The sequence below is a fragment of the Odoribacter sp. genome, assembly GCF_985060555.1.
Window position 1 is genome coordinate 1 of the sequence record NZ_CFKYFN010000115.1, and the last position, 24532, is coordinate 24532.

General features: G+C 45.3%; 20 protein-coding genes. 14 read left to right on the forward strand and 6 right to left on the reverse strand.

What is annotated here, in order from left to right; translation table 11 throughout:
• Positions 1-208: 208 nt before the first annotated feature.
• Entirely contained in the window at positions 209-1270 is a 1062-nt protein-coding gene (locus AC5RDS_RS16365) for an RluA family pseudouridine synthase (RefSeq protein WP_494222413.1), read from the reverse strand.
• A 24-nt stretch (positions 1271-1294) separates the two neighbouring features.
• Entirely contained in the window at positions 1295-2098 is an 804-nt protein-coding gene (locus AC5RDS_RS16370) for a PASTA domain-containing protein (protein WP_013611863.1), read from the reverse strand.
• 124 nt (positions 2099-2222) lie between these two features.
• On the opposite strand from AC5RDS_RS16370, the gene AC5RDS_RS16375 reads away from it, so the two are divergent.
• The 4 genes from AC5RDS_RS16375 to AC5RDS_RS16390 all read left to right on the forward strand — a co-directional run bounded on the left by AC5RDS_RS16375 (position 2223) and on the right by AC5RDS_RS16390 (position 5710).
• Positions 2223-4019, forward strand: a complete 1797-nt coding sequence (locus tag AC5RDS_RS16375) for a LysM peptidoglycan-binding domain-containing protein (RefSeq protein ID WP_013611862.1) — start codon at positions 2223-2225, stop codon at positions 4017-4019.
• A gap of 56 nt (positions 4020-4075) precedes the next feature.
• Positions 4076-4321, forward strand: coding sequence for a thioredoxin family protein (locus tag AC5RDS_RS16380; protein ID WP_195328828.1), 246 nt, complete (start codon positions 4076-4078; stop codon positions 4319-4321).
• A 222-nt stretch (positions 4322-4543) separates the two neighbouring features.
• A complete protein-coding gene (locus AC5RDS_RS16385; protein WP_228026167.1) occupies positions 4544-5149 on the forward strand; it encodes a GNAT family N-acetyltransferase in 606 nt (201 codons plus the stop codon).
• A 261-nt stretch (positions 5150-5410) separates the two neighbouring features.
• Entirely contained in the window at positions 5411-5710 is a 300-nt protein-coding gene (locus AC5RDS_RS16390; protein WP_013611855.1) for a thioredoxin family protein, read from the forward strand.
• A 2-nt stretch (positions 5711-5712) separates the two neighbouring features.
• Here AC5RDS_RS16390 and AC5RDS_RS16395 read toward each other — a convergent pair whose 3' ends face one another.
• Positions 5713-6231 (reverse strand): C40 family peptidase, encoded by a 519-nt coding sequence (locus AC5RDS_RS16395; RefSeq protein ID WP_118104615.1) that lies wholly within the window; start codon positions 6229-6231, stop codon positions 5713-5715.
• A 12-nt stretch (positions 6232-6243) separates the two neighbouring features.
• A complete protein-coding gene (locus AC5RDS_RS16400) occupies positions 6244-7755 on the reverse strand; it encodes a potassium/proton antiporter (protein WP_118104613.1) in 1512 nt (503 codons plus the stop codon).
• A gap of 303 nt (positions 7756-8058) precedes the next feature.
• On the opposite strand from AC5RDS_RS16400, the gene AC5RDS_RS16405 reads away from it, so the two are divergent.
• Positions 8059-8457, forward strand: a complete 399-nt coding sequence (locus AC5RDS_RS16405; RefSeq protein WP_013611852.1) for a hypothetical protein — start codon at positions 8059-8061, stop codon at positions 8455-8457.
• A gap of 61 nt (positions 8458-8518) precedes the next feature.
• Here AC5RDS_RS16405 and AC5RDS_RS16410 read toward each other — a convergent pair whose 3' ends face one another.
• On the reverse strand, positions 8519-10372 hold the full coding sequence (locus tag AC5RDS_RS16410; protein ID WP_172719795.1) for a biotin/lipoyl-containing protein: 1854 nt from the start codon (positions 10370-10372) through the stop codon (positions 8519-8521).
• Positions 10373-10516: 144 nt separating this feature from the next.
• On the opposite strand from AC5RDS_RS16410, the gene coaD reads away from it, so the two are divergent.
• Together coaD and AC5RDS_RS16420 are read left to right on the forward strand one after the other, a co-directional pair.
• Positions 10517-11080 carry a pantetheine-phosphate adenylyltransferase gene (gene coaD / locus AC5RDS_RS16415; protein ID WP_013611850.1) on the forward strand — a complete coding sequence of 188 codons (564 nt, stop codon included), beginning with the start codon at positions 10517-10519 and terminating at the stop codon, positions 11078-11080.
• An 18-nt stretch (positions 11081-11098) separates the two neighbouring features.
• Complete coding sequence (locus AC5RDS_RS16420) at positions 11099-12304, forward strand: serine hydrolase domain-containing protein (protein WP_118107784.1); 1206 nt, start codon at positions 11099-11101, stop codon at positions 12302-12304.
• A gap of 55 nt (positions 12305-12359) precedes the next feature.
• Here the strand turns inward: AC5RDS_RS16420 and glyA are convergent, their stop codons facing one another.
• Positions 12360-13640: a serine hydroxymethyltransferase gene (glyA, locus tag AC5RDS_RS16425; RefSeq protein ID WP_046405229.1), complete on the reverse strand. Its 1281-nt coding sequence runs from the start codon at positions 13638-13640 to the stop codon at positions 12360-12362.
• A 176-nt stretch (positions 13641-13816) separates the two neighbouring features.
• Between glyA and AC5RDS_RS16430 the strand changes: the two genes are divergently transcribed.
• The 7 genes from AC5RDS_RS16430 (at position 13817) to AC5RDS_RS16460 (ending at position 24521) form a co-directional block, all read left to right on the forward strand.
• A complete protein-coding gene (locus tag AC5RDS_RS16430; RefSeq protein WP_368317973.1) occupies positions 13817-14323 on the forward strand; it encodes a hypothetical protein in 507 nt (168 codons plus the stop codon).
• A gap of 10 nt (positions 14324-14333) precedes the next feature.
• Complete coding sequence (locus tag AC5RDS_RS16435) at positions 14334-14915, forward strand: RNA polymerase sigma factor (protein ID WP_013611846.1); 582 nt, start codon at positions 14334-14336, stop codon at positions 14913-14915.
• Between the two features lie 165 nt (positions 14916-15080).
• Positions 15081-16238: a FecR family protein gene (locus AC5RDS_RS16440; RefSeq protein ID WP_013611845.1), complete on the forward strand. Its 1158-nt coding sequence runs from the start codon at positions 15081-15083 to the stop codon at positions 16236-16238.
• A 74-nt stretch (positions 16239-16312) separates the two neighbouring features.
• Entirely contained in the window at positions 16313-19885 is a 3573-nt protein-coding gene (locus tag AC5RDS_RS16445) for a SusC/RagA family TonB-linked outer membrane protein (RefSeq protein ID WP_013611844.1), read from the forward strand.
• Between the two features lie 19 nt (positions 19886-19904).
• Entirely contained in the window at positions 19905-21401 is a 1497-nt protein-coding gene (locus AC5RDS_RS16450; protein ID WP_022161395.1) for a RagB/SusD family nutrient uptake outer membrane protein, read from the forward strand.
• Between the two features lie 59 nt (positions 21402-21460).
• Positions 21461-23398, forward strand: a complete 1938-nt coding sequence (locus AC5RDS_RS16455; protein ID WP_202194963.1) for a protein-disulfide reductase DsbD N-terminal domain-containing protein — start codon at positions 21461-21463, stop codon at positions 23396-23398.
• A gap of 13 nt (positions 23399-23411) precedes the next feature.
• Positions 23412-24521, forward strand: a complete 1110-nt coding sequence (locus AC5RDS_RS16460; protein WP_022161396.1) for a TlpA disulfide reductase family protein — start codon at positions 23412-23414, stop codon at positions 24519-24521.
• Positions 24522-24532 lie beyond the last annotated feature (11 nt).

The following is a 24532-nucleotide window of genomic DNA, read 5'->3' on the forward strand; positions in this document are numbered from 1 at the left end:
CACAGAAAAAGGGCAATAATAATGGCATATAAAGTGATTATACTCTATCAACTTTATATGCCATCTTACTTTTTAGGGACATTTACTGAATATCCCTATGTAGAGAAAGAGGGCGGGAGTATGGCCTGACGGGAAATGCCTGGTGATTGGTTGCCCGAACGATTTGTTTGAGAAAAAGTGGGATGGAAGAACCGTCCCGGAATCCCTGTTATTCTTCCCGGGATAGGATATAAGCCCGCCATTTTTGTATCAGTTGCTGCATATCGTCCGGGATTTCCGAGTCGAACGACAGGCGTTCACCTGTGGTGGGATGTTCGAATCCCAGGGTTTTCGCATGCAGTGCCTGTCGGGGACAAATTTCGAAGCAGTTGTTGACAAACTGTTTGTACCTGGCAAAGGTGGTACCTTTCAGAATTTCATTTCCCCCGTATTCTTTATCGTTGAAAAGCGGGTGTTTGATATATTTGAAATGAGCACGGATCTGATGGGTTCGGCCGGTTTCCAAAATACATTCAACTACGTTCACATAGCCCAGGCGTTCCAATACCCGGTAATGCGTTACGGCGTGTTTGCCATGACTGCCGTCCGGAAAACAGGCCATGACTTTGCGGTTGGTCAGGTTGCGCCCGATATGTCCGGTGATCGTTCCGGTTTCGTCTTCCAGGTTACCCCAACAAACGGCTACATACTTCCGGTCGGAAGTCTTGTTGAAAAATTGTAATCCCAGATGGGTTTTGGCCTTTTCGGTTTTGGCGATGACCAATAATCCCGACGTGTCCTTATCGATCCGGTGGACTAATCCGGGACGCGGATCGCTATTGTCTTTAAAAAGCGGATTACCTTTCAGGTGCCAGGCCAGAGCGTTCACCAAAGTGCCCGTATAATGCCCGTAGGAGGGATGTACTACCATCCCGGCGGGTTTATTGACTACTATCAGGTCGTCGTCTTCGTAAACGATGTTCAGGGGGATATTTTCCGGTATGATCTCGATTTCCCGACGGGGATAGGCCATGACGACCGATACGATATCTTTGGGTTTTACCTTATAACTCGATTTGACAGCCTTCCCGTTTACCAGAATATTTCCGGCATCGGCAGCTTCCTGAATTTTTGTGCGGGAAGCATTCGGCAGACGTGACATCAGAAATTTATCCACCCGGAGCAGATTCTGGCCATTATCCGCTTCGATCCGGTGGTGTTCGTACATTTCGGATGCTTGTCCTTCCTCTTCTTCTTCCAATAATTCTTCCTCTTCTTCAAATTCGGGCATAGGATGCTGTTTTAGTTCACGTTTTTATTCGGTAACCATCAAGGAGTCGAGTGCTGCAATTTTATCTTTTTCCAGGGTGATATGCAGGTTGACATAAGTACCTCCTTCGACTGTCGTCTCGCCCAAAGGATCCTGTTCGTAGATGACAGCCGAGTAGGCATCGTTTTTACTCTTTATACTGGCATCCGGGAGTACTTCGCCGAGATTCAGGTAAGATTTACGAAGGATATCCAGGGCTTCCTGCAGATTTTTCCCGGTCAGTTGCGGGAGAACGACTGTATTCCTTCCATTTCCGCTTCCTAACACGATATCGATAACGGCTCCTTTGGTCAATAAGCTCCCTGGAACGATATTTTCTCCGTCATGTTTAAGATCCAATACCAGATTATGAAATTCAGACGGGGCATATTCGATATGACCGATTTTGAATCCCCGGCTGGTCAGGGTTTGCAGTGTCTGCCGGTAAGCAGCATTCTGCAGGTTCGGGAAAACCACTTTTTCAGGGTTATGGGCATTGATGATCAGATGGATCAGACGGTTTTCTTTAACGTGTGCTCCGGCTACCGGTGATTGTTCGAGCACGACTCCCGGTTTGGCCGCATCGTCATACAGGGAGTCGGTCACCACAACAGTTAAATGAGCATGCCGGGCTACCGCGTGTGCTTCCTCCACTGTCAAATCGTTAAAGGCAGGAACCGGAATAAATTGTCCGTGTTGGGTATAACTCTCCAGATGGGATAGAACAAAATAACCTATCACACAAACGAGAAGAATGGCTGCTAACAGATTCAGCAGGTAAAAGGTGAGTCTTGCCGGAAATTTTTTCATCGGTTACAATTTGGTTTATGGCCTTTGTTGTGAAAGCCTGGGTTCATCAACTTGCAAAAATAGCGCAGATTTTTAAATTATCTACTATTTTTTCTAAATTTGCTGCTTATTAATAGGAATAGCTATGCTAAAATTATTATTTCTGTTTTTGCTTTTATGGTCTTGCGGTCAGGTAATCGGGCAAGGGACTGCGGTAACAAAGTCCAACGATATCGTTGTGATTCGGGGAAAGAGTTATTATTTGCATACCGTGCAACCCGGTCAGACTTTGTATTCGATATGTAAGGCATACGGAGCGAACATCGACGAGGTAAAGAGTTTAAATGATAAGAAAGATAATGCGTTGAGTTTATACGAGGTATTGAAAGTGCCTTATACCGATCCTTTTGTGCAACAGGACGACAAATTTTATTATCACAAAGTGGTTAAAGGAGAGACTTTCTATTCCATCGCCCGGCTTTATAAGATAAAACCGAAACGTTTATTGAAATTCAATGAAGGATATGCCCAGAATCAACCCCTGGCGGTAGGAGCTGTGGTGAAGTTGCCTTTGGCTGAAATCGATCTTTCTGTATTGGGTGAAGAAGAAATCGAAGCTTCGGTGGGAAAAAAGCAGGAGATTCGCCCTGAGCGTCCGGTTCGAAACGAGAGCGTGAAAAAAGTGGAAGAAGCGTCCGTGACCGATATCCTGCAAAATGCCCTGATGCAAAAAAACGAAAAAACGGAACAAGAACCGGAAAAAGAGACTACGACTGTTATCGGGGCTACCGATAAAATGGAGATTCCGGATTATATCTCCGAAGTAGTGATGCCTGTCGATCCTTTTGTGAAGGTGGCTTTACTGCTCCCTTTTTCTGCAAAAGATTATCCTGTATTTGTCGATACGCTGGTGGAAAAAATGCCGGTACAGATTTCTGCCCGCTCCGAGCAATTTATTTCTTTTTATGAAGGGGTATTGCTGGCGGTGGACAGCTTGAAAAATCAAGGATACAAAGTTAACCTGAAGGTTTTCGATACCGAACGGAGTGCAGAGAAAATGTATACTATGGTCGATGAAATCGACCGGTTTCATCCCGATCTGATCATCGGTCCGGTATATGGCTCGGTGTATAAGGCCTTAATGGATGATTTAACGAATAAAAATATCCCGGTCATTTATCCCTTATCTTCCCGAAGTGAAGAATTTGGCGTGTATCCTGATTTTATCCAGGTCAACCCTTCTATGAAAGCACTGACTGTTGCGATGAGTGATTGGTTGCGCGAAGAAGCGGAAGAAGCGAATCTGGTTTGTCTGAATCTGACAGGGAACGAGGTCAGTCATTCGGACCTGGAAGATATTCGCTTGTTTAAGGAGTATATGCATCGGATCGGCAGTATGAATTTTTATGATTGGAATACTTCGGCAGTTCCGTTGGATGGATTGCGTTTGCAATTGTTGCCCGACCGGGAAAATATAATCATTCTGCCTACTACGAAAGAAGCTGAAGTCAGTAAGATATTACCGGTATTATCGGCTTTAACGGATGGTTATCGGATTACCGTCGTCGGCTTCCCGGAATGGCAGGCCTTTACTTCGGTAGATCATGAGACTTATTTCAAACTGAATACGAAGATCTTTACCTATAGTTATGTGGACAATACCACGGAGCCTGCCAAACGGTTTGCCTTAAAATACCGGAAATATTTTTATACCGAACCGAATAATCTGGCCTATAAGGCTTTCGATATGAGTCTTTATTTTATTGAATTGGCGGCAAAATACCGGGACCGGACACTGGATGCACTTGAATTTTATCCGCGTAACGGTGATTTTTCGCGTTTTTATTTTCAAAAGATGGAAGGTCAAGCCGGTAAAGAAAATCAGGGTTTTTATATCGTCAATTTTGGATCCGACTACCGATTGAAAATAGAGTCCCTATAAGCGTAACTTGTCAGCATGATCTGCGATATAAATAAGCAGACCTAAAGCATAAAGTTATGGCAAAATTCGAAGACATCATTCAGGGAAATACCCTTGTGTTCGTAGATTTTTTCGCTACCTGGTGCGGACCTTGTAAAATGATGCATCCCGTATTGGAAGACCTGAAAAAGCAGTTGGTAAATTCCTATCAGGTACAGGCGGTACCGACATTGATGTTATTCAAAGCAGGTAAAATGGTTTGGCGGCAGAGTGGGGCGATGCAAGCAACACAAATTCGTCAAGTGATTGGAAAATACCTTTGATTATCAGTGTTTTATATTTAATCTATTCGCGATCATCCAAATCGCGAATGTATAAAATTATTTGAATATCCGGTTTTCGGAATGTCAGAAATATCTTTCGTCGGATGAATTTTTTTTGAGGAAAAATAGTTACACCCGATGAAATATCTCTGTATGTTTGTGGCGTTTAAAATTAAAACAAACAAATCTGAAAAAGGAGAGATTCGAAAGAATCTGACAACTATGAAAACAGGTAAAACCGAGTTGCCCCGATCGACGAGTGGGGCAGATGAGTTCTTTATTTTACAGGGAAAAAAACAGGGAGTGCGGATCGAGGGAGAAGGGTATGTCATCCGGGAATTCAGTTACTCCGATTGTGAATCCTTGGCAGAAAATGCCGATAACAACAAAATCTGGAATAACTTAATGGATAATTTTCCGCATCCCTATACCAAGCAGGATGCATTCGATTACATCAGTATGGTAAAAGCCATGCCGGGTAAACCGATGCGTTTTGCTATCGAGGTTGAAGGAAAAGCGGTAGGAAGTATCGGATTCGGATCCGAAGGAGATGTAGAAAGAGTGACTGCCGAGGTGGGATATTGGATCGGGGAAAAATATTGGGGGCATGGCATTATGAGTAAAGTGTTGGAGGATATCACCGAATATGCTTTTCAAAATTTTCATTACGAAAAATTGTACACGATTGTATTCAGTACGAATCCCGCTTCTATGCATGTATCGCAAAAAGCGGGGTATCGACAGGAAGCTGTTTTGCATCATGCTGCAGTCAAGAATGGTCATTTGGTCGATTTTTATTATTTCTGTAAGATGCGTGAGCACGGGTAAGTTTTATATCCCTTTTTTATCCCTGACTTGATTAGAAGCCAGCTGACAGGCAATATATTCTCCGATATAAACAGCAGGAACAAACGAAGTAAAAGTTTCTCCGGTAAGACCGGTGTAAGGTATACCCTGTTCTGTAATGAAAAGCCGATAAGGTAACTCCCGGCGGTTACCGATCTGATAAAAATTGTGAAAACAAAATACAGGAAAATCGAAACTTTTCAGGAAGCAGGGAAGTATATTCTTAAAATAAAAAGAGTATTTATGGAGAATTTATGGGCTTTGATCAAAGGAAATTTGCCGGTTTTTGTGATGTTTTATGCGAGTTGGTGTCCGCATTGCCGTAAAATGTTACCTATCGTCCGGAAGCTGGAGAATAACAAGCATTTGAATTTGCAATGCTTCGATATCGATGATCCGGCTAACCGGCGGTTGGTAGATTATTATCAGGTGCAGGCTGTCCCCTTGATGATGATATACAAAGCCGGAGAACAACTTTGGAGATGGAATGGCGAGATCGAAGAGGAAGAGCTGATGCAGACTCTGAAGAGATTATTGAAATAGGCTTATTTTACTCTTCCTCCCTGTTTCCATGTTTTTCGGTAATAATCTTCTTTCAGGTTACTGATGATGACTCCCCTGGAAGTAGAAGCATGGATAAAATAGCCGTTTTTAAGGAATAGGCCGACATGGTTTATTCCTTTTCTTTTTTTCCGGGAAGTATTGAAAAATACGAGATCACCACTACTTAAATCGCTTTTCATGATTTTACGGCAGTTGCGGGTGGCTATACCACTACTGGAACGTTCGAGGGATCGATGATAGACTTGTTTGTAAATCTGATTCACCAACCCGGAGCAGTCGACTCCTTTCCGGGTGCTACTTCCATAGCGGTAAGGGGTTCCCAGCCATCGGGCCGCTTCCGAAAAAAGACGCAGATCGTCTTTACGATTGACTTTAAAACCCAGTTGGTGGGATAGTTGGCTCGTCTGAGTCGCCGTTTGGCCGAGTCGTTTCGTGCTGTTACAGGAAGACAGGAACAGGCTGCAAAAGAAACAACATCCGATCAGAATATATCTCATCATGCCCGGACTATCTTATGAATTTTTTTGAATCATATATTCGTTGATACCTAAATTTTTATAGGTTTTCATTAATTCTTCGTCATTGTCTGTGATAACAAGAAGTTTATCACCGATATCTAAACCGGTACCTCCTCTTGGGATAAAAAAGTTATTTCCCCGTTTAACCATAACTACCAGTGTATTGTCCGGTAGACTCAGGTCCATCAGACGGTTTCCGTTGACCAGCAGGTTGTCCGCAACTTCGATTTCTGACATGGCCGATTTGATTTCTTCCGGTAGTTCCATGCCGAAATCATTACCTTGTTTGGGTTCTTTTTCCGATAAGTTCAACAAGTTAGCCATAGAGCTGACTGTGGTTCCCTGGATCAACAGAGATACGATCGTAATGAAAAATACGACATTGAAAATCAGGGAAGCATAGGGAATCTGGGCGATCAGCGGATAGGTGGCGAAAATGATCGGAACGGCGCCCCGGAGACCGACCCAGGAAACATATACTTTGGCTTTGGTACTCATTTGCCTGAAAGGAGCCAGGCATAAAAAGACACTGATGGGACGTGCCAGAATGATCATGAAAAAACCCACCAATAAACCCAGTCCTGCAATGGGCAGCAAGTCACGTGGATTGACCAGTAAGCCTAAGGTAAGGAACATGACGATCTGGAAAAGCCAGGTGAATCCATCGAAGAAGGTGGTGACGCTTTTCTTGTGCTGAATCTTGTGATTGCCTACGACCAACCCCGCGATGTATACGGCCAGGTAGCCATTTCCCTTCACCAGCTCGGTGATAGAGAAGATAAAGAATACACAGGCTAACAGTAGAATGGGATAGAGAGATTGGTTGCCGATATTCAACCGGTTCATCAGCCATACGGCCATTTTTCCCAGTAAGAAACCGGCTACGGCTCCGACACTCATCTGAACGATAAACATCAGGAAGGAATACCATAGGTTTGTTTCACCTGCAGGAGTTTGTATAATTTGGATGAGCAATAACGTCAGCATATAAGCCATGGGATCGTTACTTCCGCTTTCGAGTTCGAGCATAGGACGGAGTTGTTCTTTCAATCCTTGTTTTTTACTTCGCAGGATGGAAAATACCGACGCCGAGTCGGTAGATGACATCACTGCTGCCATTAGCAAAGATTCAGTCAGCGTGAGAGCAGAAAAATCGGATACGAGACCGGTAATCCAATAAATAAAGAAACCGGTAATGGCTGTTGTCAGTGCCACCCCGAGGGTGGCGAGTATGACTCCTTGGCCCAGTACAGGTTTGATTTCTGTGTATTTGGTATCCATACCACCCGAAAACAAGATGATACTCAGAGCAATCATACCGATGAACTGCGCTCCATGAGGATTATTGAATTGTATTCCCAAGCCGTCGCTACCGAATAACATACCTACACCGAGGAATAATAACAGAACGGGAACTCCGAAACGAAAACCGGCCTTACCGGCGATAATACTGAAAAAAAGGAGAACAGCTCCTATCAATAGGATATTGCCTGTGTCGATGATCATAGGATAGTAGAAATGAAAAATTTAATAACTCATACAAAAATACAAATAATATGCCAATGTATGTGTTTCTATTTTAAATTCATATACCGAAAAAGTTGTTAAAGTTTTGAATTGAATACTAATTGTTCCGGGGGTATGATTTTTTTTAAATTCCGATCTTTTGTCTTGGTATTTCTGTATTTTTAATTATTTTTGATAAATCAAAATGATTGTGAATTTGAAGATTCGAAGCATTACCTGTAGGATAGGAAGGGGGATTTTAGGTTTCCGGAGTTTTGAATCAGTAATTAATATTCTAAAAGTATGGATCAAATAAAATTAGAAGAATTGGCCGTAGCTTATCCGGATCAGGAAGATCTGGTCCAGGTTTATAAAGAGTGGGGGGATTCTGCGTATTTGCAGGAACTTTTTAAAGTTTTAGACAGTTACGAGCCGGATTGGAATAAAGAAAAGGAATTGGGAAGTTGGGCGGCAGAGTTTTTGCTGGATATCCTGGAAGAAGAAGAGTGGGAGGAGATGACTCCGGAAGAAAGGACAGACCGTTTTAATGAATTATTGGACGAAAGATATGAGGATTTTCGTAGTAGTCATCAGTTTGCCCGGATCAATAATATTAACCTCTACCTTCAGGAAGGGGAAGACCTGGATGCTGTTTTGGCCGAGGGGGACGAAAAGGTTATGTTTCCCAAATTGGGCTTGTAAGGCTTGGGACGAATGGATATAAAAAAAGTCCATGAAAAAATTTTCATGGACTTTATAATGATTAAGCTTCGATTTCGATCATCGGAGCATCGGCAGCTACAGTAGTACCTTCTTTTACCAACAAACGTTTTACAGTACCTGCATAGTCGGTTGCGATGCTGTTTTCCATTTTCATGGCTTCGAGTATGACTACAGTCTGACCTTTGGTTACCGTATTGCCTGGTTTTACGGTGAAACGTAAAATACTACCCGGCATCGGTGCTTTTACCGTCTTACCGGTGATCGGTTCGTTTTTCTTCTCTTCAGCAACCACTTTTTCTGCCTGGGGTGCGTCAGCTTTATGCTGTGCTTCATAAGCAGCCACTTTCTGTTTAGTCAGGAAGTTTTTAGCTACCTGCGGGAAGAGTTCGAGCAACAATACTTCTTTCTCATTGGCAGCCAGTTTCACACCGCCTGCTTCCGGTAATTCGGGGTTTGGCTGCATTTGGTATTTGCTGGTATCGTAAGGGATTTCCTCGCGGGTACCTGCTATTTTCAGACGGAATTCGGGATCTACAGGGACCGGAGTTTTTCCATATTCCCCTTTCACCAGGTTCACAAATTGATTGGAAACATTACTGTACATCGGTTTCCCGGCTTTAATATCCAGAGCACAGTTAACCGCTTGTGCACCGACGATCTGGCTGGTAGGAGTTACCAAAGGAGGCAATCCGGCTGCTAAACGTACGGTCGGAATCAATTCCATAGCTTTTTCCAGAATATCCATAGAATTCAATTGTTTCAGCTGAGCGACCATATTACTGTACATACCACCGGGAACTTCGGCTTTCTTTACCAATTCATTGGGTTTCGGGAAATTGAAATAAGCCTCGATAGCATGACAAGCATTCAATAAAGCTTCTTCGTTGTTTGCTTTGGCAGCTTCGATCGCTTTATCGAATTCTTTGTCGATTTCAGCTGGTAACTGGTCTGTCAACGGGTTGAACGGATTCGGGAATTGCTTGCTGGCATCTACCGCTTCCAGTTCTTTACGGATGCCGTAAAGCTCTTTGTTGATTTTAGCAACGGCTTCCATGTTGACGTCCAGTTCGACACCTAATTTCTTACAGAATATATAAACCAGTTCGATAGCAGGGGCTCCGGTTCCGCCGGCAAAGTTCCAGATATTGGTATCGACGATATCTACGCCTTTGATGATAGCCATCAGGACGGCACCCAATCCATAACCCGGGGTACAGTGAGTATGGAAATCTACCGGAATAGACAGATTCTGTTTGAATAACGGAATTAATTCTGCAATCCGTGAAGGTTGGATCAAACCACTCATATCTTTGATGGTCACCATGTCGGCTCCCAGGGCAGCCATTTGTTTTGCTTTGTCCAGGAAATAGGCGTTGGTAAATACAGGTTCCGGATTCTTTTTACCTTTCAATTTGTCGAGTAAGCCCAGTTTCGGATATTTCGGGTCGATGGTGTAACATACTGCACAGTCGGCAATTCCACCGTATTTCTTCACATATTTAATGGTCGATTTGACGTTGTTCACATCGTTCAATGCATCGAAAATACGCATGATTCCTAAGCCCGATTCGATCGAATTGCGGCAGAAACCTTCGATAATTTCGTCTGTGTAAGGAGCATATCCGAATAGGTTACGACCTCTGGATAATGCTGTTAATTTGGATACATTACCCACTACGGCTTTGATTTTTTCCAATCTGTCCCATGGATTTTCATTCAGGTAACGCATTACTGAATCAGGAACAGCTCCTCCCCAAACTTCCATTGCATAGAAGTTTGCATCTTTATAAAACGGTAATACCCTGTCGATCTGCTGCTGAGTCATACGGGTTGCAAAAGAAGATTGCTGGCCGTCTCTCAAAGTAAGATCTCTGATTAATAATTTTTGTGCCATAACTTGAGTGTTTGTATTTTGTTATTTTGATTTGTACAAACATATTAAATTTAAACGACAACTTCTAATAAAGTGGCAAGAAAATATAGAAAAAATTCATTAATTGTTTGTGAGAATTTGTTTCTGCTTCTAAATTGTAAGTGAATGGCAATATTTTTGACTTTTTCTTTTATTTATAACGTTTGTTTCGCTATGTTTGCCGAATTGATTTATTCGACTATGGAAAAAATTGCTGTATTTCCCGGATCCTTTGATCCTTTTACGGTCGGGCATGAAGAGATCGTAAGAAGGGGCTTGAAATTGTTCGATAAGATTATTATTGCTGTCGGTGTCAATCCCGTTAAGAAGGAATTTCTCGATACGGATTGTCGTATTCGTTTGATTAGAAAGGCTTTTGAAGATACCGATCGGGTGACGGTAGAACCTTATTTCGGTTTGACCGTAGATTTTTGCAGGCAGGTGAATGCCCACATCATTATCCGGGGCCTGAGGACGGCGGCCGATTTTGAATACGAACGTGCTGTCGGACAAGCTAACCGGGCCATGGATGGACGTATCGAGACGGTCTTTGTGCTGACCTCGACCGAGCATACATTTGTAAGTTCGACGATTGTCCGTAATATTTATTTGAACGGCGGGGATGTCACCCGTTTCTTACCGGAACGTTTGACAACCGAGGATTTGAGGGAATGTGAAAAGGGAGGTTAAAGAAAAGTTCGGCGGAATATGAAGAGCAGAAAATGGAAAAAAATCAGTGCCCTGCTGTTTCTGGGGATTGCCCTGCTGTTTCTGCTGATGCCGACTTATATGCAGGAGGCTTTGATTCACTGGTTCCCGGATATTTCGGATACCTATATTTTTCCGTCGGATACGGTGGGAAAAGCTGATTCCTGCTGGGAATGGCCGGTGGCCAGGGACGCCAATCGATACCGGATGACCGACGACGAAGAGGCGTATCTCGAAAAATACGGAACGGTGGCTTATCTCGTCATTCAGGACGATAGTATCCGGTATGAGGAATACCGGGAAGATTGGACACCGCAAAAGCTTTCCAATATATTTTCCGCTACCAAAAGTATTGTCGGCCTGCTGGTCGGCATAGCTTATGACGAAGGATTTATCGAAAGTCTGGATGATAAAGTCAGCAAATATTTGCCTGAATTCGGGGAGGGGGATAAAATTACGATCCGCAATCTTTTGACGATGAGTTCGGGATTGGACTGGGATGAAGCCTATACCGCCCTGATTTCGAAAACCACTCAGGCTTACTATGGTGATCGGATCCGGGATTTGATTATGGATTTGAAAGTAGTCGAAGAACCTGGAAAAAAGTATTCCTATAAAAGCGGTGATACTCAATTACTTTCATTTGTGCTCGAAGCAGCTTTAGATAAGGTGCATAAAGAGAAGGAATATGAGTGGGGGATCTTTAAGACAGAAGTGAAAGTCCATAGCCCGGTGAGTATCAGTGAATATGCTGAAAGAAAATTATGGAAACCCCTGGGAGCCTGCAACGACGCTTTGTGGAACCTGGACCGGGAAGACGGGGATGAGAAGACATATTGTTGTTTCAATACGACGGCCCGGGATTTGGCGCGGCTCGGACGTTTGATTCTGAATAAAGGAAATTGGAACGGCCGGCAGCTGATCTCCGAAACTTATCTGAATGAAGCGATAACCCCAGCCGGATATCTGGAAAATGAATTCGGAGACGGATCATTGGATTATTATGGTTTTCAAATCTGGATTATGCATTACAAAGAGATGCGGTTTCCTGCGTTTCGGGGGCTAGGAGGACAGTATATGTTTGTCATTCCTCAGAAAAAGGCTATCGTGATTCGTTTGGGGCATAAACGCAGTGACGAATATATCCGGGAGAAAACGATCGATATGGATGCTTATCTCGATATTGCTTTTAAGATCCTGGAGTGAGAGGAAAACAAAAAAGCTGCCCTCAAGGCAGCTTTTAATGGGTTATATCTTTCTATTACCAGGCGAACATCGGACGAGGATTCATCATCGCATTGACTTCTTTCTTCACTTCTGCAATGACGTTTTCATCGTCGATATTCGACAGGATCCGGTCGATCATGTCGACGATCACTTTCATATCCTCTTCTTTCAGTCCCCGGGTTGTGATAGCCGGAGTTCCGACACGGATACCGGAAGTCTGGAATGGAGAACGGCTGTCGAAAGGCACCATGTTTTTGTTGATCGTAATGTCGGCTTTTACCAGGGTGTTTTCAGCTTTTTTACCGGTCAGTTCCGGGAATTTGGTCCGCAGGTCGATCAGCATGCAATGGTTGTCTGTTCCGCCTGAAACCACTTTATATCCTTTATCCATGAAAGCTTGTGCCATAACTTTTGCGTTTTTCTGCACTTGCTTTGCATATTCGGTATAAGAATCGGACAACGCTTCTTCGAAAGCGACCGCTTTAGCTGCGATGACATGTTCCAGCGGTCCGCCCTGCTGTCCCGGGAATACTGAAAAATTGATGACTTGTGACATCATCTTGATTTCTCCTTTCGGTGTTTTCAATCCCCAGGGATTCGGGAAATCTTTGGGAAGTAAAATCATACCTCCACGCGGTCCGCGTAAGGTCTTGTGCGTGGTGGTCGTTACAATGTGGCAATATTCGAACGGATTGTTCAGCAAGCCTTTGGCGATTAAACCGGCCGGATGAGCCATATCATACATCAATATAGCACCTACTTTATCGGCGATTTCACGCATCCGTTTATAATCCCAGTCACGGGAATAAGCAGAAGCTCCCGAAACGATCATTTTCGGTTTATGTTCGAGTGCCAGGCGTTCCATTTCATCATAGTCTACCAGACCGGTATCTTCTTTTACATGATAAGCGATCGGTTTATAGTTGATTCCTGAAAGGTTGACAGGTGATCCGTGAGACAGGTGACCTCCGTGAGCCAAATCCAGTCCCAGGTAAGTATCGCCCGGTTTCATACAAGCAAAAAATACGGCAGCATTGGCTTGTGCTCCGGAATGAGGCTGCACATTTGCATATTCGGCACCGAATAATTTACATGCCCGGTCGATCGCCAATTGTTCGGTCTGGTCGACGATCTGGCAACCACCATAATAACGGGCTCCGGGATAACCTTCTGCATATTTATTAGTCAGGCACGAACCCATGGCTTCCATGACTTCATCACTCACAAAATTTTCAGAAGCAATCAGTTCGATTCCTTCTTTTTGACGCTGGCACTCCTTTTTAATCAGGTCAAATATAACGGTATCTCTTTCCATAGTTAAGTAGTTAAAAATATTTTTGTCAAAATTAAACTAAATCCTTTTCCAAAGCAAAGCATTTTAAACTTTTATTTGTTGAAAAGTTTTGAATTGAAAGTGATGTAATCGGTTAGATATTTTTTGAATTTTGTATCTTTGTACCAATAGAATATGAACAAACAGAATTGAAAAACATGGAAAATCCTTTTGAAGAACAGCAGAATAAGCTTCAGCGCCCGACTTTTTTATTGGTATTGTGTATTCTTACTTTTATCGGTAGTGGTTGGGGAACTTTATCCAATTTATTTTCCGTATTTACGGCCGGATTGACCGATTCATCGATGCAGATGGAACATTATTCTTCCATGCTGAACGGTATGGATCAGGGGGCCGGATCTGCCATGCTTTCCGATATTCTGAATTCGACTATGGCGAGTTTACAGGCCACTTTTGTACATGCCAGGGAGATTGCCGTCGTAAGCCTGGTGTTGAGTGTGATTAGTTTGCTGGGAGCTATTCTGATGTTTCAATTGCGCCGTATCGGTTTTTATTTCTATACGGCGGCTCAAATCCTGATGTTGTTTGTGCTGCCTTATTTTGCCGGTTTTAATTTTATGGTACTTGCCGGTATGTTGTTTTCTGCTATTTTTGCTGTTATCTTTATCGTGATGTATGCCTTGAATTTAAAATATATGCGTTGAACTGGGAAGTATGAAAATAGACGCGTCTGTCATACAAAGATTATCGCAAGGAGATAGGGAGGCCTATACGGCTGTTTTTCGGGAATACTATGCTCCGTTGGTGGTCTATAGCAGTCGTATTGTCAAGGAACGGGAGATCGCGGAAGATATTGTTCAGGAGTTCTTCTGTTATCTGTGGAAACAACGCCGGCAATTGGCAGAAATGCATTCGTTTACAACTTATTTATACCGTTCAATACACAATCGTCTGTTGAATTACTTGCGCGACCGGCGCGGGATTCCGATAGAGGATCAGGATATGCTGAAAGAAGATGATTTTGTCGGTCGGATGATGGAGGAGGAAGTATATCGCGAACTTTATGACGCCGTCCGCCGTTTGCCCGCCCGTTGTCGTGACATCTTTATCTTGAAATTGGATGGAGCGGACAACCGCGACATTGCCCGTCAGTTGGATATCACAGAAGAAACCGTGCGCAGCCAATTGCGCCGGGGAAAGGAAATCCTCCGGCGGAAGTTGACAGCGGCATTGGGGTTGAGTTTGTTTATTCTGATATGTCAGGGGCGTTTCGGGAAATGGATAGACAGCGAATAGAAATATTACTCAAATAAATTTATATTTTTTCGTTTCCTTTTGCACGTTTTTTAAACTTTTGTGTCTATATAATATATAGCGTTAAGTTATGCAACAGAAGTTTGAAAAGATACGGGATTTATTAGTGCGTGAAAAGTGGGACGAAATAATATATAGCGTTAAGTTATGCAACAGAAGTTTGAAAAGATACGGGATTTATTAGTGCGTGAAAAGTGGGACGAATTGACGGCCGATGAGCGGCAGATGCTGGAGGAGTGGCGACAGGAAGAGGAAAGCCACGAACAACTCTATCGTCGTTTGGCGGAACCGGGGGCTCTCCGGCGGCATTTCGATGAATTGGCGGCCGTTGATACGGAGCGGGCGTTGGCGTACAACCGGAAATTATTACAGCGTTACGCCCTCCGGCGTGTTGTGCGGTGGAGTCTGCCTTATGCGGCTGTCGTGGCGATTGTGGCGGGCGTGTGGCTACTCTTTCCCCGGACGGAATCTCAGCCTCGTGTAACAGAAACCATTGAAAAAATCGAACCGGGAATCCGACGTGCCGAGTTGGTGCTGGCAGACGGTTCGGCTGTGGAACTCTTGCCGGATATGCAGAAAACACTGGAAAGCGAACAGGAAAAGGTCGTCATTGCCGGCAATACGGTAGATTATACCGGCTCCGACGAGAATTCGATGCCTGTTTCGCAACATTTGATCCGTACACCCTGCGGTGGTGAATATTCCCTGACTTTGGCAGACGGCACAAAAGTGTGGCTGAATGCTATGTCGGAATTGAAATACCCGACCCGTTTCAATGGCAATACCCGTTGCGTGGAGTTGAAAGGCGAAGCCTTTTTCGAGGTAAAGCCCGATGCACAGCGTCCTTTTTACGTTAAAATCGACAACTATGAGGTGAAAGTGTTGGGCACCTCTTTCAATGTGAAAGCATATGACGACGATGACAGTTGGGCAACGACCCTTTGCATCGGTAAAGTGGAGATGACGGATGTCCACACCCGCGAAAGCATAGAGCTTCTTCCGGGACGGCAGGCGGTGTGCGACCGTCAGACCGGTAACGTGGAAGTGAAAGAAGTGGATACAGAACTGTTTACAGCCTGGATCCGTGGAGAGTTTCGCTTCGATAATACCTCCGTGGAAGAAATTTTCACAATTCTGCAACGCTGGTACCACATCGATGTGTTTTATACCAATGATGCCGTGCGCAGAGAAGTCTTCACCGGTAAGTTACCGCGGTTTGAAAACCTGCAGGTCATTCTCGACTTGATGGAGAATGTCAGTCCCCTGCACTTTGAACGGAAAGGAAATACAATTTTTATACAATAAAAGAGGAGCGATAGTAACTACCACATTAGCTGTCATCCCCTCTCTGATTATTAACTTTAAAGTTTTACAAAATTATGGAAAAACATCCGAATTTGGAAGTCGGACGAGCGCCGATTTCCCTTCAATGGAGAAAAAAACTCATCATGGTGATGAAATGTTTGTTTTTTCTGCTATTGGTCTGTCATTTTAATGTGTTCTCGGAAATCAGTGCCCAGCGCGTTGCCCGTTTCCGGATGGAAAATGCCGATTTGAAAAGCTGCATCCAGCAGATTGAACGGCTTACCGGCATCGGTTTCCTGTATAACGGCAGGGAACTGGAGCAAATCAAAGGCATCACGCTTGATTTGCAGAACGTAGAAATCAACACGATTTTGAGTCGTTTGCTCGAAGGTCCCGGCTACACGTATGAAATCGTGAACGGCGTCGTTGCCATCAAGCGGGCTGTGACGGTGAATAATGTCGATTTACCGCAAGCAGAGAAGCGGACGGTGCGCGGCGTGGTGAAAGATAGGGATGGTATGCCGTTACCGGGCGTTTCGGTCCTTGTCAAAGGCACTTCCTCCGGGATGGCGACCAACGTTGACGGTCGTTTCGAAATTAAGGTAAACGACGATCCGAATGTAATGCTGGTTTTTTCGTTTATCGGAATGAAAAGTCAGGAAATGAAAATTGGTCAAGCAACTACGTTGAATGTCGTCCTTGAACCGGAAAACAAAGCTTTGGAAGAAGTGGTAGTCACCGGTTACCAAACCATCTCCAAAGAGCGGGCCACCGGTTCGTTCGATAAAGTATCCGTGGAGGTACTCAATTCACGGCCTTCTTCCGACCTTTCCAATATGCTACAAGGTGTAGTTGCCGGGATGCAATCCACTGAAAATGAAGACGGCTCGGTCAATTTCCTGATTCGAGGTACCAGTTCGCTCTATGCCAATACAGAACCATTGGTGGTAGTTGATGGTTTTCCTATTGAGGGTACCTTCAGCAGCATCAATCCCAATGACGTAGAGAGTGTCACTGTATTGAAAGATGCTGCTGCAGCCAGCATTTGGGGTGCCCGTTCGGCCAATGGTGTAATCGTTGTAACCACAAAAAAAGGGAAGCAGGGCAAACTGAATGTAGAGGTACAGGGCTTTTACCGTTTCAATATACGCCCCGACCTGGATTACATTTTAGCGCAAGCTGATAGCAAAACGACGGTGGATTATGAACTCATGGCTGTAAAAAACGGATGGTTCCTTTCGGAATTCACACCTTCTCCTACCAGCATTGCAGGCAGTTTGCCCATTTCGCAGGAATATTATTATGCCAACAAGTATTACGGAATGTCCGAGGCGGAGATGAACACAAATCTTGACCGTTTGCGGCGGACGGACAATCGGAGCCAATTGAAGAAGCATTTGATGCAGACACAGGCATTGCAGCAGTACAATGTCAACCTTTCGAGCGGTACGGAAAAAAATACAACCTATGCTTCGCTGATGTATGAAAAGAACGATGAAGCTACCATCAAACGCGGCTATGAACGTTTTATGGTAAACTTTAATAATACCTATAAATTCACACCTTGGCTGGCGGCGAGTGTAGCTGGTACGTTTCAACGGAAAAAAGCGGAAACCAGTGGTGTTACGGTCGCTGAACTTCGTAATTTGGCTCCTTATGAACTGCTGTTGGAAGAGGACGGGAGCTATGCCTACAACGTGGGGTCTTGGAACCGGTTGATTGCAGAAGATCTGAACCTGCAAAACCTGCCTTACAAGGATCTTTCCTACAATATGTTGCGCGAGGTGTGCAACCGGAAATATACGACGGAAACCACCCGATACCGTTTTAACGTCGGGCTGAATGCCAAAATCTGGCGCGAACTTGTTTTTGATACCAAGTTCCAGTATGAAAAGAATGTCGCCGATACCCGGCAGTACGACAATGAGGAGACGGACTATGTGCGCCAAATGGTGAATTACTATACCGACTACGATTTGAGCGGTGATGTGTTGAAAAATCAGTACATCCCTTCGGGAGGCATTATCCGCAGCAGCAAAAATTCCAACGAAAACTACGTTTGGCGAAACCAGTTGAGTTACAACGAAACGTTCGGAAAGCATGACGTAACGGCTTTGGCTGGTATGGAAATCAGCGAATATAAAACATCAGGCACTACTTATCCTTATGTAGTGGGTTACAATGAAAAGACCAACACCTCCCTGCCGGCTTACTACGGTAGCAAGGAATCGGCAAAGACTATTGTCGGTTATCCTGATTACTACAATACATTGGCTACGATAGTGCAGACGACTTACTCCGACCGGGTGGACCGCTATTTCTCTTATTTTGCCAATGCGGCTTATATGTTCGACGGCAGATACGGGGCATCGTTTAGTATCCGGGCGGACGGTTCCAATTATGTAACCGATGACAAGTCCCTCCGGTGGTCGCCCATGTGGTCGGCCGGGCTCAAATGGAACATGTCCAATGAATCGTTTCTGGAGGCCGCTTCTTCCTGGGTGGATCGCCTGACCCTGCGCTTGACTTACGGTATCAACGGTAATGCAGAAAAGAGCACCTCCCCCCAGACGTTGATTTCTACCAGTGCCAACGTGACGACGGGAACTAACGTATCTCGTGTGACCAGTTACGGTAATCCCTTATTGCGTTGGGAAGAGACCTATACGACTAATGTCGGGGTGGATTTCTCTTTCTTTAAAAATGCACTTTCCGGTAAGGTGGAATATTACAACCGACTGGGGAAATACATCATCGGAACGGTGACTGTTCCTTCCGTATATGGAAGCAAAGAACAAAGGTTCAACAATGCCGAAATTCTGAACCGGGGTGTAGAACTGGAACTGACCGGTCAGGGACAGGTTCGTTCGATTGGTTTGAATATTTCGTCGACTGTGACGTTTGCCTATAACAAAAATAAAGTACAGAAACTGTTCTACCCGTCGCTTTATTGCCATCAATTGGCTTATGCTTCTGATCCTTCAAACGGTTATTTCATCGAGGGCAAACCGGTGGGTGCTGTTTACAGCTATGATTATGCCGGAGTGCGCGATGGAGTGCCGCACGTGAAAACTATGGACGGGAATGAATGGACGTTCAACGATTTGACGCTGCATAACCGAACCTTGGGATTGGATAAGATGTATTACGGGGGGACTACCATTGCTCCCGCTTCATTCGGATGGGCGAACTCGTTCAGTTGGAAAGGGTTGAACCTTTACGTTTATATGACCGGTAATTTCGGCGGTAAGTTCCGGGCGCCGACAGCCGAATCGGTTCCATTGGCCAATTCGAAAAACACGATCTCCAAGTTTATTACCCGGTTGATGGAAAGCGATGGGACCACTTTCCCTACTTTACCGGCACCGGGCGATTACATGTGTTATCGTTGGGGCCGCTATTTGCCTTACTTGCGCGGCAATGTGGAGGATGCTTCGTTCATCCGTTTAAAAGAAGTCACGTTGAGCTACTACCTCCCGGAGCAGTGGTTGCGCTCTATCCGTTTGCAGAAGGCCAAAGTATTCGTACAGGCCCGTGACTTGGGAATGGTATGGACGGCCAACAAAAACAACTACGACCCCGAATGGTTGCCTGGCACCAACAAACCCAGCACCAGCTTTACTTTTGGAGCCAGCTTTAACTTTTAATAATTAGGAGGAAAAAGATATGAAAAAGCATTTATTGAAATTATCGTTCCTGATAGTCACGGCGAGTATGTTCTGTGCGTGCGATTCGTTTTTGGACAAGCAGCCGTCGGCAACGAGCGACGCCCCTATTACCGAGGTATCGCAATTGCTTTCCCTTTATGATTATGTGACAAACACGTATGAATACGATTATCCCGGAGTGTATGCCACCGATGATTACGGTGTGCCCTTGGCACTGTACGATGCTAGTCCCATTACTTTTGGGGCTGATCAGATGAGTTTGTATGCCTTGAGCAGCGAAGTTATGGAAACAACGACAGGCAATAACGTTTGGGAATACGAATACGCCAAGATATTCAATGCCAATACGATCATTGCCTCTGTTGGTTCTGTAAACGGTTCGCAGGAAGAAAAAGACGAGGCGTTGTGCAATGCCTATTTGATGCGAGGCTGGTCGTTTTTCCGCTTGGCTACCGTCCACTGTCTGCCATACAGTGAGGCCAACCGCAGCGAGATGGGGCTGCCGTTGCGTTTGGGTACGCTTTTCACAGAGGATATCTCGCGTGCTACGCTGGGGAAGACCTTTGACCGGATTCTTGATGACTTCCGCGAGGCGGAAAAATACTGTGTGGTGGACCGGGTACAGGAAGGCTTTGCCTGGAGGGCGTCCAAATGTGCCATTTACGGAGCTTTTGCCCGCGTGTATCTTTACATGAACGACTATGACAATGCGACTACCTACGTGGACAAGGCGTTGGCATTAGCTCCGGGACTGTATGACTATAACAATCTGGATTGGGCAACACCGGTGCCTTATCCTGCCACTGGCACGATGGCGGAGGATACACTGCACTATTGTGAAACCCACAACTGGAATCTGCAAAAAATCTATAAATGGTCAGAATGGATTTATATCCGTCTGCAATATCTGGCGACGCAATGGCATTCCCCGTCACAGGAATTGTTGGATTGCTATGTTGACGGGAAGAACGACCGCCGTTTCGACCTTTTCTATGTGGAACATGGTAATCGCCGTTTTTCAGTAGCTTATGACTGGTATCGCTACAACCAACTTTATGATGACTGCTATGCCATTTCCGGTTTGACTGCCGCTGAGTTGGTACTGATGAAGGCAGAATTGCAGGCACGTAGTGCCAATTGGCAGGACGCCTTGGTTACACTGGCACCGTTGCGTGAAGCCCGCTTTCTTCCCGGAACGGCTACGGTATTGACCGCCGCTTCGCAGAGCGAAGCTTTAAAACAGGTGTTGCTTGAACGTCGCCGTGAAATGCCTTTTACACTTCGTTTGATGGATATCAAGCGTTTTGCTGCCAGTGTGACACCCGATGATGACGTAACCATCCGACGGGAATTTTACAAGGTTACCCAGAGTGGGGTAGACCCCTCCCAAAAGGTACAGATTAACGTGAAAGGAGACGACCGTCGTTTGGCCATTCCTATTCCGCAGCAGGATATCCAAAATTCGCAAGGTGCCATTGTGCAGAATCCATTTTAACAACAGATGCTATGTCGGCAGGAGTTTCCTATGCCGGCATGGCTTTTAACTTTGAAATTATGAAAAACCTATTTTGTTTGTGCATATTGCTGTTGATAGGCAGTATGCAGATGAGTCGTGCATCGGATAAAATAGAAAAACAACCGTTGAAAGTCCTGTATGTCGGCGGTTCGGCGGATATACAGGTTTTGAACGAAACAATTAGCGACAGTACGGCTTTGCGCAAAAGCATTGCCGATCGGACAGCGGCATTCGGGGAGATGCTCCGACAGTATTTCCAGACTGTGAAAGTCGTTGCGGCGGAGGATTGGACGCCGGAAATGTCCCGGGCATACGATGTGACCGTGATGGATGGCCGGCCAAAAGCCATCAAACCCGCTTGGCAGGAAAAGGACGCTTCCGGTAAAGTAATCGCTTACCACAGTGCGGTCTATTTGCCGGAAAGTTTTGACCGTCCGATGGTCACGATTGCCGAGGTGGGGAATACCGTCGGGCGCGGCATCGGCTTGAAAAGCGATTGGTATTGTTTGTGCTTGGATGCCGATGCCCACCATTGGCGGGCAGAACACCCGATTTTCAAGGGACCTTTTCCGGTAAAGATGACGGTACGCATGTGTCCGACACCTTCGGATGCTTTTCATTATGCCTATTTTATGGATGAGCCTGTACCGGATTCGGTTCTGATGTGGAAAGTGCAGAACAAAGGTTATCAGACGCACGAAGGTTTTCGGGTAGGGATGGTGGCTCGTCCTTGGGGCTTTGAAGATTCTCCGGACGCGGAATATATTTCCAGTGGCGTTTGCGCCAAAACATTGGATGCAGTGGCTATTGGCCGTCACGGGAACTTCCTGCATTGGGGATTTGCCGCTTCGCCGGCAGATATGACGGAAGAGGCAAAGACGGTATTTGCCAACGCGATTGTCTACATTTCCCGTTTTGCCGGACAGAAACCCTTCGTCCGGAAATACAACGATCGCATTGCTACCCGCGAATATGTGAAAGAGCAGCTTTACTTGTCAACCCGGGAAGCTTGGCAAGAGAGGGTGAAAAGCGATGAAGAGTTTGCTGCAGAGGGTTTAAAACTGAAAAAAGTGGTTCAGGAAAAACAGAGGCGTGGTGAGAAATTGAACCGCAGGGAAGAGATGTTCCTAAACTATGAACCGCAACCGCCGATGAGTTATGCCGATATGTTGAAACGTTACCAGGGAGAGCTGTTCGATTTGTTTGGCGAGGACGAAGCGGCCTATGCCCGTTATTACCGTGAGAACATAGATTATTTTTATGGAGGTGAAGGCATGTATGTGCTGAGTATTGACGAAGATGTGAAGAGCCTTGGCATTCCCTATAACGACAAACGCTTGCTTGATACTGCCATCCGGTTGCTGGAAAAAGGGAAAGAGACCGAAAAGGCCAACCGCATCCTGCATCGCTATACCCTTTGCCGCTTTGAAGCTCCGCAGGAGTGGCGGACTTGGTATGAGAAGAACAAAGAGCGTCTTTTTTTTACGGAATCCGGGGGCTGGCTTTTTATGGTGAATACTCGCGAACCTGATCCTGCCAACGATTACAGCGCACGTTATGCACAACCGGTACAGGAAACATCGTCCCGACCGGCCGCCACGGATGACCGGAATCCTGTGCAGATGGTTGCAGGGCTTGAAAAGGCAGCGAACGGCAACCGGGAGATTGTGGTCCGCCTGAAAATCCATCCGGGCTATCACATTTATGCTTATGTTGCTGAGAGCGATCCCTTTGTTACCACGCAGGTAGAGCTCCAATTGCCGGAGGGGTGGACGATTGTCGGTAAACCGAAACTCCCTTCCGCCAAGTCGTATAATAAACAAGGTACCACCGTTTATGAAGATGAAGCCATTTTCCGGTACGAAATCTCCGGTAGTGGACAAGGGGAAGCAAAGTGTACCGTCAGCTATCAATGCTGTGACGCACACATCTGTTTTCCACCGATTGAAAAGGAATTGAAAGTAATGTTGAAATAAAGTGTCATAACTAATGAAAGGAATCATAAGAAAAACAATTTTAGGCATTTGGTTTTTCGGTGGATTGTCCGCTTGCACATCGAAACCGCATTTTACCATAGAAGGCTCGTTGGACGAGAAAGTGGACGGTGAAGCTTACATCGTCGGCTATCCTGGCTGGAATAAAAAACCGGATACCTTGGCGCGGGCTGAAATCCGGGACGGGAAATTTACGTTGACCGGTTCACTACCCGATACCATGGAAGCGGGACTTTATATCACCGGAGAGAAAACCTATGCGATACTTTTGCTTGAAAATGCCGATTACCGGGCGCATCTTCACTTGAAAAATCCTGAGGCCAACCGAGTGGAAGGTCCGGAGCTGCAATTGCTATTTGCTGCCTATCAGGCCATCGGTAACAAGACGGCCGGACAAACGAATGAATTGCGCAACCGTTACTACTCTGCCCGTCAGAAAAACGATACGGCTACCATGAATGAGGTTATGAGAACCATGGGGAAATTGGGGGAGCAGACCGGTCGTGAACAGGAACAATTCCGGGAGGCGCATAAGGATGGTTTTTTAGCTGCCTATCTGTTGAACAAACGGATGTACCAATATCAGAACATAGAAGATTTACAGCGGGAATACGATCAATTGGGTGCTTCTGCCAAAGCGATGAAACTGACGCGGCAAGTGGTAGAGCGTTTGGACGAAATGGCTGCATTTGCCCCCGGCAAAAAGGCTCCGGATTTTACGCTTCCAACACCCGAAGGGGATTCTTTGTCCATGTATTCCATCCAAGGGAAAGTGAAAATCCTCGATTTTTGGGCGTCGTGGTGTGCTCCTTGTCGGGCGGAAAATCCCTACATGGTGGAACTTTATAAAAAATACCACCGGCATGGATTGGAAATCTTGAGTGTTTCATTGGACCACCAGCAGGCTCCTTGGGTGAAAGCCATTGCGGATGACCACCTTTCTTGGAACCATGTGATGGATACTCAAGATGTCTCTCGAGGCATGTATAAACTGCTTTGCGGTATTCCCCATGTGATTGTACTTGACGAAAACAATGTCATTGTCGCCAACGGTATTCGCGGAAAGCAATTGGATATAAAACTGAAAGCAATTTTCGGAAAGTAGAGCTATCCTCT